Source organism: Streptomyces sp. NBC_00663 (assembly GCF_036226885.1).
Classification (GTDB): domain Bacteria; phylum Actinomycetota; class Actinomycetes; order Streptomycetales; family Streptomycetaceae; genus Streptomyces.
Map to the genome: position 1 here is coordinate 6,164,591 of NZ_CP109027.1, position 18,125 is coordinate 6,182,715.

At 72.7% G+C, this 18,125-nt stretch carries 18 protein-coding genes; 8 read left to right on the forward strand and 10 right to left on the reverse strand.

The genetic code is table 11. The annotated features are described in order from the left end of the window. Window positions 1–50 precede the first annotated feature (50 nt). Window positions 51–455 carry a hypothetical protein gene (locus OG866_RS28195; protein ID WP_329338931.1) on the forward strand — a complete coding sequence of 135 codons (405 nt, stop codon included), beginning with the start codon at window positions 51–53 and terminating at the stop codon, window positions 453–455. A gap of 45 nt (window positions 456–500) precedes the next feature. Here OG866_RS28195 and OG866_RS28200 read toward each other — a convergent pair whose 3' ends face one another. From OG866_RS28200 to OG866_RS28215, 4 genes are all read right to left on the reverse strand, one after another. Continuing rightward, on the reverse strand, window positions 501–1,934 hold the full coding sequence (locus OG866_RS28200; RefSeq protein ID WP_329338932.1) for a S28 family serine protease: 1,434 nt from the start codon (window positions 1,932–1,934) through the stop codon (window positions 501–503). Between the two features lie 80 nt (window positions 1,935–2,014). Further along, a complete protein-coding gene (locus OG866_RS28205) occupies window positions 2,015–2,650 on the reverse strand; it encodes a hypothetical protein (RefSeq protein ID WP_329338934.1) in 636 nt (211 codons plus the stop codon). Between the two features lie 115 nt (window positions 2,651–2,765). Beyond that, entirely contained in the window at window positions 2,766–4,544 is a 1,779-nt protein-coding gene (locus OG866_RS28210) for a glycoside hydrolase family 3 protein (protein WP_329338936.1), read from the reverse strand. A gap of 332 nt (window positions 4,545–4,876) precedes the next feature. After that, the gene (locus OG866_RS28215; protein WP_329338938.1) at window positions 4,877–5,794 is read right to left on the reverse strand and encodes a LysR family transcriptional regulator; all 918 of its coding nucleotides are present in this window, start codon (window positions 5,792–5,794) and stop codon (window positions 4,877–4,879) included. Between the two features lie 100 nt (window positions 5,795–5,894). Between OG866_RS28215 and OG866_RS28220 the strand changes: the two genes are divergently transcribed. Genes OG866_RS28220 through OG866_RS28230 form a run of 3 tightly spaced genes read left to right on the forward strand, consistent with a single transcriptional unit; the run spans window position 5,895 to window position 8,690 of the window. Then, a complete protein-coding gene (locus OG866_RS28220) occupies window positions 5,895–6,809 on the forward strand; it encodes an EamA family transporter (protein ID WP_329338940.1) in 915 nt (304 codons plus the stop codon). Between the two features lie 4 nt (window positions 6,810–6,813). Then, window positions 6,814–8,058: a 3-phosphoshikimate 1-carboxyvinyltransferase gene (gene aroA / locus OG866_RS28225; RefSeq protein ID WP_329338941.1), complete on the forward strand. Its 1,245-nt coding sequence runs from the start codon at window positions 6,814–6,816 to the stop codon at window positions 8,056–8,058. Then, window positions 8,055–8,690 carry a GNAT family N-acetyltransferase gene (locus tag OG866_RS28230; protein ID WP_329338943.1) on the forward strand — a complete coding sequence of 212 codons (636 nt, stop codon included), beginning with the start codon at window positions 8,055–8,057 and terminating at the stop codon, window positions 8,688–8,690. The genes aroA and OG866_RS28230 overlap by 4 nt, the downstream gene beginning before the upstream one ends. On the opposite strand, the gene OG866_RS28235 is transcribed toward OG866_RS28230, so the two are convergent. Beyond that, on the reverse strand, window positions 8,611–9,627 hold the full coding sequence (locus tag OG866_RS28235) for a LysR family transcriptional regulator (protein ID WP_329338945.1): 1,017 nt from the start codon (window positions 9,625–9,627) through the stop codon (window positions 8,611–8,613). The two genes, OG866_RS28230 and OG866_RS28235, sit on opposite strands and share 80 nt — an antisense overlap. 51 nt (window positions 9,628–9,678) lie before the next feature. Here OG866_RS28235 and OG866_RS28240 point away from each other — a divergent pair, with 51 nt between their 5' ends. After that, a complete protein-coding gene (locus tag OG866_RS28240) occupies window positions 9,679–10,242 on the forward strand; it encodes an RBBP9/YdeN family alpha/beta hydrolase (protein ID WP_329338946.1) in 564 nt (187 codons plus the stop codon). On the opposite strand, the gene OG866_RS28245 is transcribed toward OG866_RS28240, so the two are convergent. The 3 genes from OG866_RS28245 to OG866_RS28255 form a co-directional block, all read right to left on the reverse strand. Further along, window positions 10,229–11,506, reverse strand: a complete 1,278-nt coding sequence (locus OG866_RS28245) for an MFS transporter (RefSeq protein WP_329338948.1) — start codon at window positions 11,504–11,506, stop codon at window positions 10,229–10,231. The two genes, OG866_RS28240 and OG866_RS28245, sit on opposite strands and share 14 nt — an antisense overlap. 73 nt (window positions 11,507–11,579) lie before the next feature. Continuing rightward, window positions 11,580–12,380: a sugar phosphate isomerase/epimerase family protein gene (locus OG866_RS28250; RefSeq protein ID WP_329338950.1), complete on the reverse strand. Its 801-nt coding sequence runs from the start codon at window positions 12,378–12,380 to the stop codon at window positions 11,580–11,582. A gap of 18 nt (window positions 12,381–12,398) precedes the next feature. Continuing rightward, complete coding sequence (locus tag OG866_RS28255; protein ID WP_329338952.1) at window positions 12,399–13,331, reverse strand: bifunctional helix-turn-helix transcriptional regulator/GNAT family N-acetyltransferase; 933 nt, start codon at window positions 13,329–13,331, stop codon at window positions 12,399–12,401. Window positions 13,332–13,485: 154 nt separating this feature from the next. Here OG866_RS28255 and OG866_RS28260 point away from each other — a divergent pair, with 154 nt between their 5' ends. The 3 genes from OG866_RS28260 (at window position 13,486) to OG866_RS28270 (ending at window position 15,849) form a co-directional block, all read left to right on the forward strand. Beyond that, on the forward strand, window positions 13,486–14,160 hold the full coding sequence (locus tag OG866_RS28260) for a class I SAM-dependent methyltransferase (protein WP_329338954.1): 675 nt from the start codon (window positions 13,486–13,488) through the stop codon (window positions 14,158–14,160). A gap of 105 nt (window positions 14,161–14,265) precedes the next feature. Continuing rightward, window positions 14,266–15,189, forward strand: a complete 924-nt coding sequence (locus OG866_RS28265) for a hypothetical protein (protein WP_329338956.1) — start codon at window positions 14,266–14,268, stop codon at window positions 15,187–15,189. A 24-nt stretch (window positions 15,190–15,213) separates the two neighbouring features. Further along, a complete protein-coding gene (locus OG866_RS28270; protein WP_329338958.1) occupies window positions 15,214–15,849 on the forward strand; it encodes a hypothetical protein in 636 nt (211 codons plus the stop codon). Here OG866_RS28270 and OG866_RS28275 read toward each other — a convergent pair. Beyond that, a complete protein-coding gene (locus OG866_RS28275) occupies window positions 15,822–16,247 on the reverse strand; it encodes a hypothetical protein (RefSeq protein WP_329338959.1) in 426 nt (141 codons plus the stop codon). The genes OG866_RS28270 and OG866_RS28275 overlap by 28 nt on opposite strands. Before the next feature lie 758 nt (window positions 16,248–17,005). Beyond that, a complete protein-coding gene (locus OG866_RS28280; protein ID WP_329338960.1) occupies window positions 17,006–18,052 on the reverse strand; it encodes a LacI family DNA-binding transcriptional regulator in 1,047 nt (348 codons plus the stop codon). Window positions 18,053–18,125 lie beyond the last annotated feature (73 nt).

Sequence of the window (18,125 nt, forward strand, 5' to 3'; positions counted from 1 at the left end):
CGTGCGTCCGTACACCAGTACGCTCATCGCTGGGTACGGGAGGGACGACAGTGGACCGAGGGACTGGTGCGATACGGCGGCGGGCCGCGCTCGTGCTCGCCGCGCTGACCGCTTCCGGGCTGCTCGCGATCGCGGTGCCGGGCCAGGCGCAGGCCGCCTCGGCGGACTCCTGCGAGGGCCGGAAGATCCGCACGTTCACCTTCTCCACCGGCTCCGTCAAGCTCTACAAGGACGGCGGCTGGCTCTGCGCCATGACCTTCCCGAAGAGCGGCGGCGGCGCCAAGCGCACGATGATGGTCAGCATCCAGGCGCGCGGCTTCGGGGCCGTCGTCGACAAGGGGAAGTACACGCATCACGCCGGGCCGGTGAAGACGTACGCCGGTACCCGCAAGGTGTGGATCAAGGGCCAGGTGGGCCGGGGGGCCTACGAGTCCAGCAGCTGGAAGCGGTACTGACCGGCCGACTCCGGCGCGCGGCGCGCACCGGAGTCGGCCGCGGTGTCACGGACGCAGTGTGGGCTCGCGCTCCACGTCCCGTACGTCCAGCTTCTTGTCGAACGTCGCGAGCGGCTTCGCCTCGGCGACCGTGGTGGCCGACAGGCCGGCCCAGTCGAGGATGCGGGCCGTCGCGAAGGCCTTCTGGTCGGCGACCAGTCCGGCCACGTTCGCGCCGTGGTTCATGCCGGGGGCGGTGAGGACGTAGGAGTCCTTCGCGCCCTTGTCGACGCGGAACCGCTCGCCGCCCCACGGGTCGTTCTGGCCGTAGACGTAGAGCATGTGCCGGGCGTTGTGACGGATCCAGGTGTCGACGTCCCGCATCGCGTACGGCTGGAACTTCGTCGGGATCTCGCGCGGGACGAAGTTGCGCGGCGGCTGGTAGCCGTAGCGGATGTACTTCTTCTCGATGTACGGGAAGTGGATGGTGGGGGCGCCGAGTTGGGTGGCCGCCTGGTAGTAGTACGGCGTGTACGGCGTCAGGCCCTGGTCGGTGTAGAAGGAGAACCCGGAGACCGTGTCGATGGAGTTCCAGATCTGGTCGTCGGTCGCGGTCTTCGCGTCCGGCGGGATCAGCTCGTCGTCACCGCAGTTGGCCAGCAGGTTGTACTGCCAGAAGCCCCACACGTAGTCGAGGACGACCGCCTCGTACGCCCGGTCGAGGCCGCCGATGGTGTCGAAGGTGAAGCCCTCCGACTCGGCGTAGGCGGCGTACTTCCGCTCCAGCGGCTCCCGGCGCACCAGCGCCTCGCGCTGCACGGCGTTCAGCCGGTCGCGGCACTCCTTGGTGCCGACGGACGCGAAGAAGCGGTCGTAGGCCGAGTCCTCGTCGTTGACGACGTCGTTCGGGGCCACGTAGGCCACCACGCCGTCCATGTCCTTGGGGTAGAAGCGCTCGTAGTAGGTGGCGGTCATGCCGCCCTTCGAACCGCCGGTGGCGATCCAGTTCTTGGTGTAGACCGTCTTCAGCGCCTTGAAGATACGGTGCTGGTCGCTGGCCGCCTGCCAGATGTCCAGCTTGCTCCAGTCGGCCGGGTCGGGGCGGGACGGCGTGAAGAAGCGGTACTCCATGGAGACCTGGTTGCCGTCGACGATCTGGGTCGGTTCACGGCGGCTCGGTGTCGTCGAGACGTTGTAGCCGCCGGTGTAGAACACCGTCGGGCGGCTGACGTCCTTGTGCAGCACGGTGATCCGCTGCTGGAACGTGCCCTTGGACGGGTGCCGGTGGTCCACCGGCTGGGTGTAGTTGAGGACGAAGTAGCGGTAACCGGTGTAGGGCTTCTCCTCGATCAGGCTCATGCCGGGTATGGAAAGAAGCTGGTCCTTGATGTCGGTGCCGGCAGCCGGGGTCGCCGGCTCGGCGGCGGTGGCCGCCCCTGCCGTGCTCAACGTGCCTATGAGCACTGTGAGCGCCAGCAGCCATCTGAGCGCCTTGCGCATGCACCCTCCCCTGTGAGACAGATGTGCGAGCGGAAGCTATCGGAGCAACTCCCTTGCGCACCAGGGGAGATCGCGAAAAGTTAGAGCGGCCGGGCGCAGCCGACCGGTTCCCGGCCGCCGAGCTGGACGTAAAGAGCCGTGGACAGCGGGCACCCGCTCCGCTTGCCGACGGCCTTGGTCACCTTGAACTCCGGCTGCTTCGCGCCCTTCCCGTCACAGGCGGTCTCGCGGACCTGGCCGTCGCCGGAGCTGTAGACGCAGTCCCCGACGATGGTCCGCGGTCCGCCCCCGCCGCCCGGGTCGCCGGGGTGCGGGGCGGTGAGGTTGCGCATACAGGCGTAGCCCTGCGGGACCTCGCCGTCACCGTCCTCGTCGGCGGACCGGGCCTGTTCGCTGATGTGCAGCACGAAGTCGGTGGTCCCCGGGCACAGCGGACCGTCCTCGGTCGTGCCGTCGAAGCGCGCCACGACCCGCGCCGCCGCCCGTTCACCGGTGCAGGGCACCTCGGTGAAGCTGGTGGTGCCGAAGGAGCTGCACTCGTCGACGCCGAGGAACACCGTCCCGTACCCCGAAGGCCGGGTCGGCGTCACCTCGTCGCTGATGCGGCCGTCGCTCTCGGTGCCGTTGTCCGGCGTGCTCTGGCACCCGGTGAGCAGGGCCGCGAGCAGCGCAGCCAGCACTGCGCACACCGCCCCCACCGACCGTCTCTCGCGCATCGCATCCCCCCGGACACCCCGGACCAGCGTGACCCGCCGTGGCGGGCACACGCCAGACGTGCGGGGTGCTTTGCGCCCTTTGGCGGGCGTGCGCCGGGGGCGTGGCGTACGCGCACTACGCCGGATACGAGAGTCCGTACCCGATCGGATAGAGCACCTGCGCCGGATCGTCCGCCTTCTGCACCGGCACCGGCAGCTTCCCGCGCGGCGCCACCGCGCCCGCGATCACCCGCGCGGCGGCCCGCAGTTCGACGTCGGTCCAGGAGTACGACGCCACATAGGCCGGGACGCCGGGCAGTTGGGCCACGTCGTACGGATTGCGGATCGCGATCGCGACCACCGGCTTCCCGGTCGCCAGCAACTGCTCGACCAGCGTCTTCTGCGCGGCGCTCAGGTTGTACGTCCCCACGACGACCGCGTCCGCGTCCTGCGCCGCCGCGACCGCCTTGGCGAGGGTGGCGGCGGAGGGTGCCGTACCCGTCGACAGGGCCGTGGCGGTGAAGCCGAGCTCGGTGAACGCGGTCGCGAGGACCCCGGTGGGCGGCCCGGTGGTGCCGGACGGTGAGGCCGGATCGGCGCCGCACACCAGGAGCCTGCGGGGCGACAGCGGCAGCAGGCCGCCCTTGTTGACCAGCAGGGTCGTCGTCCGCTCGGCGATCCGGTCGGCCTCGGCGAGATGCGCCGGGACGCCCACGGTACGGGTGACACCCGCCTGGCTGACGTACGGCTCCTTGAACAGCCCCAGCTTCGCCTTCAGTCGCAGCACCCGCAGGATCGACTCGTCGAGCCGCGCCTCGGTCAGCTCCCCGCCCTGGACGGCCTTGAGCACGGCGTTCCAGGCGACGTCGAGGTTCGGCGGGTTGAGGAGCTGGTCCACCCCGGCCTTCAGCGCGAGCACGGGGACGCGGTCGTCGCCGTATTTCGTGCGTACGCCCTCCATGCCGAGGGAGTCGGTGACGATCACGCCGTCGTAGCCCAGCTCCTCGCGCAGGATCCCGTTGAGGATCGGGCGGGACAGGGTGGCGGGGTCGCCGGAGTCGTCGAGGGCCGGGACCATGAGGTGCGCGGTCATGATCGAGTCGATGCCGGCGGCGATCGCGGCCCGGAACGACGGTGCGTCCAGCCGCTCCCACTGCTCGCGGGTGTGGGTGATGACCGGGAAGCCGTAGTGGCTGTCGACGGCGGTGTCGCCGTGTCCGGGGAAGTGCTTGGCGGTGGCGGCGACCTGCCGGGAGTGCTGGTACCCGGCGACCTCGGCGGCGACGAGCCCGGCCACGGCGTGCGGGTCGGCGCCGAAGGAGCGGACGCCGATGACCGGGTTGGCGGGGTTGACGTTGACGTCGGCGACGGGGGAGTAGTTCTGCCGGATGCCGAGAGCCCTCAGCTCCCGTCCCGCGATACGGCCGAGGGACCGGGCGTCCTTCCGTGAGCCGCCCGCGCCGATCGCCATCGCGCCCGGGAAGAGCGTGGCGGGCTCGCCGACCCGGCAGACGATGCCGTGCTCCTGGTCGGTGGAGATGAGGACGGGCAGACCGCGCGGCTGGGTGAGGGACGCCTTCTGGATGCCGTTGGAGAGGTCGGCGATCTGGTGCGGGTCGCGGGTGTTGTGCGCCCAGGTGAAGTAAATGACGCCGCCCACACGGTACTTGGCGATCAGCTCGGCGGCCGTGCGGACGCCGATCTCCTTGAGGTTGGCGTCGATGTCGGCCTGGTCGGGGGCGGTGGCGGAGTGGCCGTAGACCCGCATCACGAAGAGCTGGCCGACCTTCTCCGGCAGTGTCATACGGGAGATGAGGGAGCGGAGCTTCTTGTCGTCCGCGTGGGCGGGGCCGGCCATGGCGAGGGTGGCGGCGACTCCCGCGGTGGCGGCCAGGACGGTACGTCTGGAGGGCACGTGCGCTCCTTCCGGAGGTGATCCGCTGAAGGAAACTTCCGAGGAGTCACCAATATCCGGGAAGTTTCTGCCAGTCAAGGGAGTGCACAGTAACCCGCGATGGGCTCGGGGCCCGGCAATGAGGGCCGTCATCGGCGCTGTTGGAGGGGGGCGCGCCGATGACGGCAGGCTGCCGGCCGCGGTACGGCGGAGAGGGTAGGTCAGCGTTCGCAGCCAGCAGCGAGGCCGACACCGCACCACGGTGACTCTCCGACAGCTCGCGGGTTGGACGAGCGGGGGTGGGGCGGGGTTCCCGGGTCGGGCCCGAATCCCGGAAGTTGGGGAGGCGGGGTTCAGCGGGGCGGGTGGGACGCCGTTGTGGTCCAGTGGCTTTGCAGGGTGCGTACGGTCTCCGTGATCGACGGGCGGCCCGCCGCGCCCGTGCGCCACAGGGCGTACAGCCGCCGTACCGGCGTCGGGTCGAGCTCCACCTCGACGACCCCGGCCGGCAGGGGGCCGCGGCCGAGGCGGGGGATGAGGCAGATGCCGAGCCCGGCGGCGACGAGCGCGACGAGGGTGGGGTTCTCGTCGGCCTGGTGGATGATCTCCGGCTCGTGCCCGGCGCCCCGCAGGGTGCGCACCAGCCAGTCGTGGCAGACCCGGCCCGGCGGCTGGCACACCCACCGCTCCCCGCCGAGGTCCTCGCGCCGCACCCGCTTCCGCTCGGCGAAGGAGTGCCCTTCCGGCACGAGCAGCGTGCACCGGTCCTCGCCGATCACCGCCTGCTCCACGCCGGGCGGCACCGGCAGCGGCGAGATGTCCCAGTCGTGCACGACGGCCAGGTCCAGCGCGCCCCGCGCGACCAGCCCGACCGACAGATGCGGGTCGATCTCTGAGAGCCGGACGTCGAGGGCGGGATGCCGGTGGGCGAGGTCGGCCAGCACGCCCGGCAGCAGCCCGCGGGCCGCCGACGCGAACGCGGCCACCGTCAGCCGTCCCGCGGGGGTGTGGCGGCGCTGCTCGATCCCGGTCTCGGCCCGCTCGACGATCGCCAGCAACTGCTCGGCGGTGTCGACGAGTTGCCGCGCCTCCGCGGTGAGCCGGACCCCGCGCCCCTCCCGTTCAAGGAGCACGGTCCTGGTCTCCCGCTCCAGCTTGGCGATCTGCTGGGACACGGCGGAGGGCGTGTAGCCGAGGGCGGCGGCGGCCGCGCCGACGGTGCCGTGCACGGAGACGGCGTGCAGGGCGCGGAGGCGCTGGAGATCGAGCATCCCGGGCTCCCTTTCGGAGGGGATTCATTAGCCGTGCTTCATCCAACCATGCAGCAATCATCGCTGGTGCTACATGGTCGATGCGGGTGATCCTCGACGCATGCGTCCCGCACACCTCGCCCTCGCCGTCCTCGTCGCCGCCGTCTGGGGCGTGAACTTCACCGTCATCGAGATCGGCCTCGACCACTTCCCGCCCCTCCTCTTCTCCGCCCTGCGCTTCCTGGCGGCGGCCCTGCCCGCGGTGTTCTTCGTGGGCCGGCCGAAGGTGGCGTGGAAGTGGATCGTGGCGGTGGGCCTGGTACTGGGGGTCGCGAAGTTCGGCCTGCTGTTCGTCGCGATGGACGCCGGGATGCCGGCCGGGCTGTCCTCCCTGGTGCTCCAGATCCAGGCGGTGTTCACGGCGGTGATCGCGTTCGCGGTACTGGGTGAACGCCCCTCGGGCATCAGGGCGTCGGGCATGGCGGTGGCCCTGGCCGGAATCGGCGTCGCCGCCCTCGACGAGGGCACCTCGGGCCCCCTCGGCGCCTTCGCCCTGTGCGTCGCGGCGGCGGCGTGCTGGGGCGCCTCCAACGTCCTCACCCGCAAGGCGGCACCCCCGGACGCGCTCAACTTCATGGTGTGGGTGAGCACGGTCCCGGTCCTCCCCCTCCTCGCCCTGTCCCTCCTGACAGAGGGCCCGACCCGGGACTACGACGCGCTCCGCGCCCTCGACTGGCAGGGCGCCGGCACGGTCGTCTACGTCGCCTGGGTCACCACCGTCTTCGGTTTCGGCGCCTGGGGCTGGCTGCTGCGCCGCCACCCGGCCTCCACGGTCGCCCCCTTCTCTCTGCTGGTCCCGGTCTTCGGAATGTCCTCGGCGGCCCTGTTCCTGGACGAGGGCGTGAGCGGCCTGCGCTGGTGCGCGGCGGCGCTGCTGGTGGGAGGGGTGGCGCTGGCGTCGGTGAACGTGCGGCGCCGTCCAGAGGTCCATCCGGTGGACGTCGTGGCGCCGCGGACGACCGGCGTCGGATCATGAGGGCATGCCCACGGTCGACATTCCCGGTTCCAAGTCCATCACCGCCCGCGCCCTGTTCCTGGCGGCGGCGGCCGACGGCGTCACGACGCTCACGCGACCGCTCCGCTCCGACGACACGGAGGGCTTCGCCGAGGGGCTGACCCGGCTCGGCTACCGCGTCGGCCGCACCCCGGACAGCTGGCAGGTGGACGGCCGCCCCGAGGGCCCCGCGATGGCGGAGGCCGACGTCTACTGCCGGGACGGCGCCACGACCGCCCGCTTCCTGCCGACGCTGGCCGCCGCGGGCCACGGCACCTACCGGTTCGACGCCTCCGAGCAGATGCGCCGCCGCCCCCTCCTGCCGCTCTCCCGCGCCCTGCGCGACCTGGGCGTGGACCTGCGGCACGAGGAGGCCGAGGGCCACCATCCGCTCACCGTGCGGGCGTCCGGTGTCGAGGGCGGCGAGGTGGTGCTGGACGCGGGCCAGTCGTCCCAGTACCTGACCGCGCTGCTCCTGCTGGGCCCGCTGACGCGGAAGGGCCTGCGGATCCGGGTGACGGACCTGGTCTCGGTCCCGTACGTGGAGATCACGATCGCGATGATGCGGGCGTTCGGGGTGGAGGTCGGCAGGGAGGGGAACGTCTTCGTGGTCCCGCCGGGCGGCTACCGGGCGACGACGTACGCCATCGAGCCCGACGCCTCCACGTCCAGCTACTTCTTCGCCGCGGCGGCGATCACGCCGGGCGCCGAGGTCACCGTCCCCGGCCTGGGGACGGGCGCGCTTCAGGGGGACCTGGGCTTCGTGGACGTATTGCGGCGCATGGGCGCCGACGTGTCGGTCACGCCCGGGGGCACGACGGTCCGCGGCACCGGCCGACTCCATGGCCTGACCGTCAACATGCGGGACATCTCGGACACCATGCCGACGCTCGCGGCCATCGCGCCGTTCGCCGACGGCCCGGTCCGGATCGAGGACGTGGCCAACACACGGGTGAAGGAGTGCGACCGCCTGGAGGCCTGCGCGCAGAACCTGCGGCGGCTGGGCGCGGAGGTGACGGTGGGCCCGGACCGGATCGAGATCCAGCCCGGATTCGGGATGCCGTCGAGCACGGAGATCACGTCGTACGCCGACCATCGCATCGTCATGTCCTTCGCCGTCACCGGCCTGCGGCTGCCCGGTATTTCGTTCGACGATCCCGGATGCGTCCGGAAGACTTTCCCCGGTTTCCACGAGGCGTTCGCCGCACTGCGAAGGGACATCGGGCAGTGAGTTTCAAGCTGGAGGGGCCGCTTCTGGAGGGCGAGCTGGTGCGCCTGGAGCCGCTGGGGCACCGGCACGCGGCCGGTCTCGCGGAGGCGGCCGAGGAGGACCGGGACACCTACGCGTTCACCTGGGTGCCGAGGGCCGACGAGGTCCCGGGGTACATCGACGCCCAGCTCGGCCGGGCGGCGGACGGCAAGCTCGCACCGTACGCGCAGATCTCGACGGCGACCGGACGCGTGGTCGGCACCACCTCCTACTGGGAGCCGCGCAGTTGGCTCTCGCCGGACCGCCTCGACGCCATCGAGATCGGCTTCAGCTGGCTGGCCCGCTCCGCGCAGGGCACGGGCGTGAACGCCGAGTCCAAGTACCTCCTCTTCCGGCACGCCTTCGAGGAGTGGGACGTCTCCCGCGTGGATCTGAAGACGGACGCCCGCAACAAGCGTTCCCGTGCGGCGATCGAGAGCGTCGGGGCCCGCTTCGAGGGCGTCCTGCGCAACTGGTCGCGCTCCTGGGCGCCGGGGGAGGACGGACGGCTGCGCGACTCGGCGATCTTCTCCGTCACGGCGGAGGAATGGCCGGAGGTCCGGCCGCGGCTGGCGGCGCGGGTGGGGCGGGCCGTGGCACGCCGGGCGGGCTGATCCCGGCCAACTCGTCGGCCGCGCACCGCAGTTCCTCGCGCACGGCGGCCAGCACCGGATCGTCCTCCGAGCCCGTCCGTACGGCCGCGAAGACGTTGCGGGACGGCGGCTCGCCCTCGGTCGGCACCACCGCCAGGCGGCGGCCGTCGTACAACGGCCGTACCAGGCGCGGGATCAGCGCCACCCCCGCCCCCGCCTCGACGAGCGCCGCCACCGCCGCCCAGTCGTTGACCGGGTGCCGGATGTCGGGGGTGAAACCGGCCGCCGCGCACACCGAACGCGCCACCGCCCCCACACAACTGCGCGGATGGCCCACGATCCAGGGGTCGGTGGCCAGCTCCCGCAGCGGCACCCGGCCGGAGCGCTCCGCCAGCCGGTGCCCGGACGGCACCACCAGGTCCATGACGTCGGTGAGCAGGTCGACCCGGCTGTAACGGCGGTCCGTGTGCGGGGGACCCGCCGCGAAGTCCACGGCCACCGCGATGTCCACCTGGCCGCCGTCCAGTGCGGTGAACAGGTCCGGCGGCTCGGCCTCGACGACGTCGACGCGTACGTCCGGCAACCGCGCGCCCAGCGCCCGCAGAGCCGCCGGAAGAAGGCCCAGGATGCCGCTGGAGAAGCAGCCGACCGTCACCGAGCCGCGCCCGCCCTCCCCGTACGCCGCCAAGTCGGCGCGAGCACGCTCCAGTTGGGCGGCGATCAGGTCGGCGTGCGCCAGCAGGACCCGGGCCTGGCCGGAGAGCCGTACGCCCCGGCCGTCCCGTTCGGTGAGCGGCGCGCCCACCTCCCGGGCCAGTGCGGCGATCTGCTGGGAGACCGCGGACGGGGTGAGATGGAGAGCTTCGGCGGTACGGGCGAGGCTGCCCCGGCGCTGGAGTTCACGCAGGACGGTCAGGCGGCGCAGGTCGACGGTGAAGGTCTCGCTTACCGGTTCCATCGAGAAAGATTAACTGGACCGAAGGGGAGGGGATCGGAAACGATCGGTGCCATGACCGCCTACCTCATCCTCCACGGCTGGCAGAACCACCGTCCCGCGGACCACTGGCAGCATCACCTCGCCGACCGCCTCACCGGCCTCGGCCACCAGGTGACCTACCCGCAGCTGCCCGACCCCGACGACCCCTCGCTGGAGGTGTGGCTGACCGAGCTGACCCGGTATCTGTCGGAGGGGCCGGACGTCGTGGTCGCGCACAGCGCCTCCGTCCTGCTGTGGCTGCACGCGGTGGCGCGGGGGACGGCCGGGGTGGGGGACGTGGAGCGGGTGCTGCTGGTGGCCCCGCCGGCTCGCCCGGTCCTCGCGGGCCTGCCCGAGGTCGCCGAATTCGTCGCCCCGCCCCTGGACTTCACGCTGCCGGGTCCGACGCTGCTGGTGGCGGGCGACGACGACCCGTACTGCCCGGGCGGCGCCCGGGCCGCCTACGGCGACCCTCTGGGCATTCCCACCCAACTCCTCCCCGGCGCCGCCCACTTGGACCTGGACGCCGGTTACGGTTCCTGGCCGGCCGTACTGGACTGGTGCCTGGATCCGGAGGCCGGGTTCACGGTCCGGTAGGCGCGGCGGACGCGGCAGCTCGGGGATCGTCGTCGGCGTCCGGGGCGCCGGTGCCGCGCAGTTCAGGCGTGCTGACGCCGACCGCGGTCACCGCCGCCACGCACATCAGCCCTCCGGCGATCAGCGCGGTCGCGCCCGAGGTCCAGCCCGCGACCAGGCCGCCCCGCAGGTTGCCCAGGTGGGGACCCGCCTGGCCGACGATCGTCTCGGCCGCCGTGACACGGCCGAGCAGGGCGTCGGGGGTGAGGGTCTGGACGATGGTCGTACGGGAGAGGACGGCGAGGGCGTCCGCCGCTCCGGCCAGGGCGAGCAGAACGAGGCCCACCCAGGCGCTGGTCGTCAGGCCGAAGAGGAAGAGGCCCGCACCCCAGCCGGCGGACGCGCACAGCATCACCGGGCCGGGGCGGGCCAGCCGGGTCACCGGGCCGGAGAAGGCGGTCGCGGTGACTCCGCCGACGGCCAGCGCGGACAGGAACAGGCCGAGGGTGCGGGGGTCGCCACCGAAGCGTTCCTCGTTGACCAGGGGGAACAGCGAGGTGGGCATCGCGAGCACACAGGCCGCGAGATCCGTGAGCAGGGCGCCGCGCACCACGCGGTGGCCGACCAGGAAGCCGAGTCCGTCCAGGACCCCGTGGACACCGGGGCGGGACTTGTCGCCCTCGGGCGGCAGCGCGGGCAGGCCGTAGGCGCCGTAGAAGGACATCGCGAAGCTCAGGGCGTCCAGGAGGTAGCAGACGCCGATGCCCCACCAGCCCAGTACGACACCGGCGACGGCCGGACCGACCAGCATCATCGCCTGGCCGGTGGCCTGCTGGAGGGCGAGACCGGCGGCCACCTGGTCCTTGGGCAGCAGCCGCGGTACGAACACCCCCGCGGCCGGGGCACCGAGCGCGCTGAAGGACGTCTGGAGCGCCACCAGGACGAGGACCACGGCCACCGGCGCGTGCCCGGCGAGGCCCTGCACGGCCAGCAGCAGCGAGCACACCGCGGAGCCGACGGTGCCCGTGAGGTACAGCCGGCGGCGGTCGACGCGGTCGGCCCAGGCGCCCGCGAACAGGCTGACGGCGACCATCGGCACCGCCTGCGCGATACCGACCGCGCCGCTCCAGAACGCGCTGTGGGTCATGTCCCAGACCTGGTACATGACGGTGACCATGGTCATGAAGCTGCCGAGCGTGGACACCGTGCGCCCGAACAGCAGCCGCCGGAAGGTGGGGGAGGTGCGCAGCGGCCGTACGTCGAGCAGCGCGTCGGACAGGCTCATGAGAGCGGGGGCGAGGTGGGCTGATGCACCCCGGGACGTTATCCGGCCGCCGCTGCCCCGGCCAGCGAATTACTCAGGCGCTGTCGTTCATGAGGCGGGCCAGATGCTCGCGCCCCCGGCCGAGCAGCCCCGGAAGCGGCGCGGCCCCCTCGTACCACCGCTTCTCGTACTCCCAGCACAGCCAGCCGTCCCAGCCGTGCCGGGAGAGGATCTCGACGCACTCGGCGAGCGGCAGGACGCCGGCGCCGAGCCGCAGCGGGGTGGTGTCCTCGGCCGAGGCGATGTCCTTTACCTGGACGTATCCGAGGTAAGGGGAGAGCGCCGCGTAGGTCTCGCCGGGCTGTTCGCCGCCGAGCCAGGTGTGCATGACGTCCCAGAGCGAGCCGACGTTGCGGTGGCCGACCAGGCCGAGGATGCGGATCGCGTCGGCGCCGGTGCGGTGCGAGTCGTGTGTCTCCAGCAGAATCCGTACGTCGACGTCGGCGGCGTACTCCGCGGCCGTGCCGAGCCGCCGGGCGGCGGTGGCGTCGGCCTCCGCGCGGGACTGCTCCGGGCTCGCGCCGGGGAAGACACGGACGTAGGGGGCGCCGAGGTCGCGGGCGAGGTCGAGGAGGGTGCGCATCTCGTCGATCACGGGCTCGTCGGCGCCGGGGGCGGCGACCCGCGCGTATCCGGCCAGCCCCAGGATCTGCACCCCGGCGGCCTTGAACTCGCTCACGACGTCGGCCCGTTGGCCGGCGTCGATGCCGGGATGCACCGCCTCCTCGGGATGCGCGCGCAGCTCGACCCCGTGATACCCGTGCGCGGTGGCCAGCCGCAGCACCTCGGGGACGGGGAGACCGGGGACACCGAGGGTGGAGAACGCGAGTTTCATGGTTCCGGACTCTACGCGTCACTCCTGCGTGCCGTGGAGGTCCAGTCGCCAGTCCTGGCCGACCAGATCCTTGCCGAAGGAGCGGTGCGGTTTCTCGGCGAGCAGCACGAAGCCGTGGCGCTGGTAGAGGTGGCGGGCGGAGCTGAGGATGTCGTTGGTCCACAGCACGAGGTCCCGGTAGCCGACCTCGCGGGCGAAGTCGACGACGGCCGTGACCAGCCGGTCCCCGATGCCGAGGCCGCGGGCGTCCGGCTCGACGAGCAGCAGCCGCAGCCGCGCCGTGCCGGGGGCCTCGTCGCGTACGCACATCACGCAGCCCACCGGCCGCCCGTCCAGGTCGGCGATCCACACCCGCTCCAGGTGCGGGTCGTGATCCTCCGCGAAGTCGGCGACGATCCGGGCCACCAGCCCTTCGTAGTCCGCGTTCCACCCGTACTCCGCGGTGTACAGCGCGGCGTTGCGCTGCACGATCCAGCCCAGGTCACCGGGTCCGGGCTCGCGCAGCAGCACGTCTTCCCGGCGGGGCGGCCGCCCTTCGGACAGCAGCGTGCGCACGGTCCGCAGGGCCTCCGCGAGCCGCGGCCGTTCGGCGGCGGGCACGGTGGCGAGCAGCGCGCCGACCGATTCGTCCGCCCGCTCGGCGAGCAGCGCGGCGGTCTCCCGGCCACGGGTGGTGAGCGTGACGCGCCGCCGCCGCGGGTCGCGGTGCGAGGCCGACCGCTCGATCAGGCCGTCGTCCTCGAACTTGTTGAGGATCCGGCTCAGATAGCCGGCGTCCAGCGAGAGCTCTCCCCGCAGATCGGCCGCGTCCGTGCGCGGCGAGTGCGCGAGTTCGTACAGCACACGGGACTCGGTGAGGGTGAACGGTGCGTAGAGGTGCCGGCTGTAGTCGAGGGCGCCGATGACGTTCGTGTAGAAGCGGTTGAAGGCACGGATGTCCTGGACGGTCATGGCGGTCGACCTCCGGGTGGCGGGCACGGATAGTTGACTCAGTCAGAGATACGGTACGGCCGCCACGACCTCCCGTCCAGATGCCGCCTCTCCGTGCGTGTGCCGTGAGCGAACCGGGGTTTGTGGGGGAGGCGGTGTTCCCAGGTTCGTAGGTATGACGACGACTGCGGCGTACGACGCCCACGCGGACTGGTACAACGACTACATGTCGCCCGACGCGGGCGGCGACTACATCCACCGGGTGCACGGCACGCTCGGTGAGCTTCTCGGCCCCGGCGCCGGCGTCTGTCTGGACGTCTGCTGCGGCACCGGCGCCCACGCCGCCGTGACGGCGGAGCTGGGCTGGACCCCGGTCGGTGTCGACCTCTCGCGCGGCCAGCTCCGGCATGCCGCCGCCCGGCTGCCCGTGGCGGTCGCCGACGCGACGGCGCTCCCGCTGGCCGACGCCTCCGTGCCGGCCGCGGTGTGCGTGCTGGCCAGCACGGACGTTCCCGACTACGCCGCCGTGGTCGGGGAGATCGCCCGGGTCCTCGCCCCCGGCGGACGGTTCGTGCACCTGGGTGTCCATCCCTGCTTTGTCGGCGCGTTCGCGGACCACGGCGAGCCGGGGCGGCTGGTCCTGGGGGCGGGGTACGCCGACCGTTCCCGCAAGGGTGGCGGCTGGAACCCCGCGGGCGTACGGGCCCGGGTCGGCGCCTGGCACATACCGCTGGCGGACCTGCTCAACGCCGCGCTCGCGGCCGGTCTGCGACTGGAGCGCACGGTCGAGGCGGGGCGCGAGGAGGTGCCGGAACTGTTCGGGTTCGTGGCGGTGAGGGCATCCCGGTGAGGGCATCCCACTGAAAGAAACGCTTGCGTTTCGCTAAGAGCCTCCGTAGCCTATCTGTACGAAACCGTTTCGTATTGATGTGTGGGTGACAGGGAGGTGGGCCGGATGACGGCGTCCCCGGTGCTGCTGGCAGTGGCTCTCTCCCTCGTCTCCGCGGTCTGCTACGCCACGGCCGCCGTCGTCCAGGAACGGACGGCCGCCGCCACCCCCGGCATGCGCGGTGCGCTGGCCCGGGGCGCCTGGTGGGGATCCGTGGCCCTCAACGCGGGCGGCGCGCTGCTCCACGTGGTCGCCCTGCGGTACGGCCCGCTGACCCTGGTCCAGCCGCTCGGCGCGCTCAGCCTGGTGCTGGCGGTGCCGCTCGGCTCGCTGGCCACCGGCCGCCGCACCTCCGGCACCCAGTGGCGAGGCGTCGCCTACACCCTCGTAGGCCTCGGCACTCTGCTCCTGGTCACGGCGACGGGCCGCGGGCCGCACGAGACGCTCGGTACGACCGAGGTCCTGGTCGTCGCGCCGGCCGCGGCCGGCCTCGTGGCGGCGCTCACCCGCCTGGCCGGGACCGGCCTCGCGTTCGCCGCGGCCTCCGGTATCGCCTCCGGCGTCGGCTCCACGCTGTCGCAGAAGCTGGCCGTGGGGCCGACGCTCTCCTGGGACACGGCACTGGTCGCGCTCCTGACGGTGGGCTTCGCCGTCGGCGGACTGCTGCTCTCCCAGCAGGCCTACCGCAGCGGCCTCGGCGGCCCGCTCGCCCTCCTCACCCTCGTCAACCCCCTCACCGCGTCCGCCATCGGCATCACGCTGCTGGGAGAGGGCTTCCGGTACGGCAGCACGGGCACGCTGCTCGCGCTCGCCGCCGGAACGGCGGCGGTCTACGGGGTGACCCTGCTGAGCCGCACCCAGGACGCGCCGATCACCCCCACCGCACCGGCCACACCGAGCCAGCCGCCGAGGGTCGTGGTAGCCGCCCCTCGCCCGGCCCTCCGCCGCCCCGCGACCGTCGAACTGACCGGCACCGCCCGGTCACTGTGAACGTGTGAAAGGCAGAACCCCACCATGACGATCCTTCAGCTGCGCCCCCGAACCGCCGTCGTCCGCCAGGCGGGCCTGGTCGACGTACCGGCGGTGGTCCGCCTGATCGCCCCACCGTCCGCGCCCGCGCTCCGGCCGGCGGAGTGCCTGGCCGCCGACTGGGACCAGGCGCAGCGTGCCATGCGGCTGCTGCTGGCCCATCACGCCCTGGAGGAGGGGCAGGTGTGGGTGGCGGAAGGCACGGACGGCGGACTGCTCGCGGCCGCGGTCTGGATGCCGCCGGACACGGGTACGGAGCCGCCCCACGCCCGCCTCGGCACCCTCCTCGCCCGCGAACTCACCGTCCGCCCGCCCCAGCACCCGATCCTCCCGGCGGCCCTGAAGCGGGCCGGCCCCGCCGAGCCGCACTGGACCGTGGTCACCGTCTGCGCGCCGGGCGACACGGAGGCCTGGGACCCCACCCTGGTCACCGACCTGCTGGCGCCCGGCCTGACGGAGGTGGACGCGGAGACCGCCACGGCGGTCGCCCTCACCCTCTCCGCCCGCCACACCGACCAACTCCGCCCCCTGGGCTTCCGCCACCCCCACCACGTCCCCCTGACCCCGGGCCTCGGCGTGTGGCTGACGACCCGCTACCCGGAACAACGCCTGGCAGCCTGAGCCGAGACGACGACGTCGACCCCGACAGCCCGCAACCGGCGTGCGAGCAGCTCCATCTCGGGCGGGGTTCCCGAGTACTCCCCGGCGAGTACCCGCTCCAGCGCTTCCTTGGCCTCCGCGATCCCGACCCCCGCCGACTCCCGCAACACCCGCAGAACGGCGAGGCGCCGGGGCGGCGTCGTGAAGTGCAGTACGGCGGCTCCGTGCTCGGCGAGCAGCGACTCCCGTACGCCGTCCGACAGCTCCCCACCGCACTCGGCGACCGCGAACCCACAGGAGCCGCAGGCGACTTCCACGTCCCACCGCAAGGCGTCACCGACGAGCACCTGAACACCAACCCAATCGGCGGGGGTGCGGCAGTCGGGGCAGGGGGTGGGACGGGTGAGGGACAGGAACATGGGGGCCTCGGTCCTGGTGGCGGAGGGGGGCGTCTTGACTCCGGTCGCCGAATGCGGGGCGGACGGCCACGGCTCGGCGCCGGGCCCCACTTCCGGCCCGTCCGGCGTTCGAGGACGACGCCCCTCCAGGGCCGAAGCGGGGGCCTGGGGACGGCAGCCCCCGGAGTCTCGGCCGGCATCTTGGCGTCGGCTCCCCGGAGTCTCGGCCGGCATCTTGGCGTCGGCTCCTCGGAGTCAGGCCGGCATCTTGGCGTCGGCTCCTCGGAGTCAGGCCGGCATCTTGGCGTCGGCTCCTCGGAGTCAGGCCGGCATCTTGGCGTCGGCTCCCCGGAGTCTCGGCTGGCATCTTGGCGTCGGCTCCCCGGAGTCTCGGCTGGCATCTTGGCGTCGGCTCCCCGGAGTCTCGGCTGGCATCTTGGCGTCGGCTCCCCGGAGTCTCGGCCGGCACTCTGGCGTCGGCTCCCCGGAGTCTCGGCCGGCATCTTGGCGTCGGCCCCCCTCGGAGTCAGGCCGGCACCTTGGCGTCGGCTCCCCGGAGTCTCGGCCGGCATCTTGGCGTCGGCCCCCCTCGGAGTCAGGCCGGCACCTTGGCGTCGGCTCCCCGGAGTCTCGGCCGGCATCTTGGCGTCGGCCCCCCTCGGAGTCAGGCCGGCACCTTGGCGTCGGCTCCCCGGAGTCTCGGCCGGCACCTTGACGCCGGCCCCCCTCGGAGTCAGGCCGGCCCCCTGACGCCGGTCACCCGATCACCGGCGGCACGATCAGTCCCGCGGTCCCCCGGAGGACCCCCGCACCATCAACTCCCCCCGGATCACCGCGATCCCCCCAGGCGGCGGTTCCTCCCGGCCCATCGCGATCCGGCCCGCACGAGCGCCCGCCTCGGCCAACGGCAACCGCACCGTCGTCAGCGCGGGCACCGCGTCGATGCTGAACGGCAGGTCGTCGAAGCCGGCGACGGAGACGTCGTCCGGGATGCGCAGCCCCGAGTCCCGCAGGGCCGCGCACGCGCCGAGCGCGACGGAGTCGTTCGCCGCCACCACCGCCGTGAGGGACGGATCCCGCCGCAGCAGTTCCAGCGTCGCCTCGTACCCGGACCGCCGGTCGTACCGCCCGTGCACGGTCCAGCGCGGATCCTCCTCGATCCCGGCCTCGGCGAGCGCGACCCGATGCCCCTCCAGCCGGTGCCGGGTGGTCGTCCGCTCCTCGGGGCCGGCGATGTATCCCAGTCGCCGATGACCGAGCCCGATCAGGTGCTCGGTCAGCTCCCGCCCGCCGCCACGGTTGTCGAAGGTCAGCGCGATCGCCGAGGTGTCCGGCACCGCGGGCCGCCCGCAGAGCACCACCCGCGTCCCGGCCTCGCCCAGCTTCCGCAGCTTCGCCGCGACGGCCGCCGCGTGCGGCGCGTCCTCGACGGCGCCACCCGTCAGCACGACCGCCGCCGCCCGCTGTCTCTGCAACAGGGTCAGATACGTCAGTTCACGCTCCGGCGAGCCACCCGTGTTGCAGGTCACCGCCAGCCGCTCACCGCCCGCGCGCCCGCCCGGCCCGCCGATCTCCGACTGGATCGCACTCGCCATGATCCCGAAGAAAGGGTCGGCGATGTCGTTGACCAGGATGCCGACGAGGTCGGACGTGGCCGCGGCCAGCGAGCTCGCCGGACCGTTCAGTACGTAGTCCAGCTCGTCCACGGCCCGCAGCACCCGCTCACGGGTCGACGCGGCCACCGGGTAGTTCCCGTTCAGCACGCGCGACACCGTCGCGGGCGAGACCTGTGCGCGCGCCGCCACGTCCGCCAGGGTCACCGTCATCTCGTCGTCCTCCGGTCGCGCATCTCAGTCGTACCTCGTTGTACACGCACAGGCGCGGGGCATTGGTTTCGTG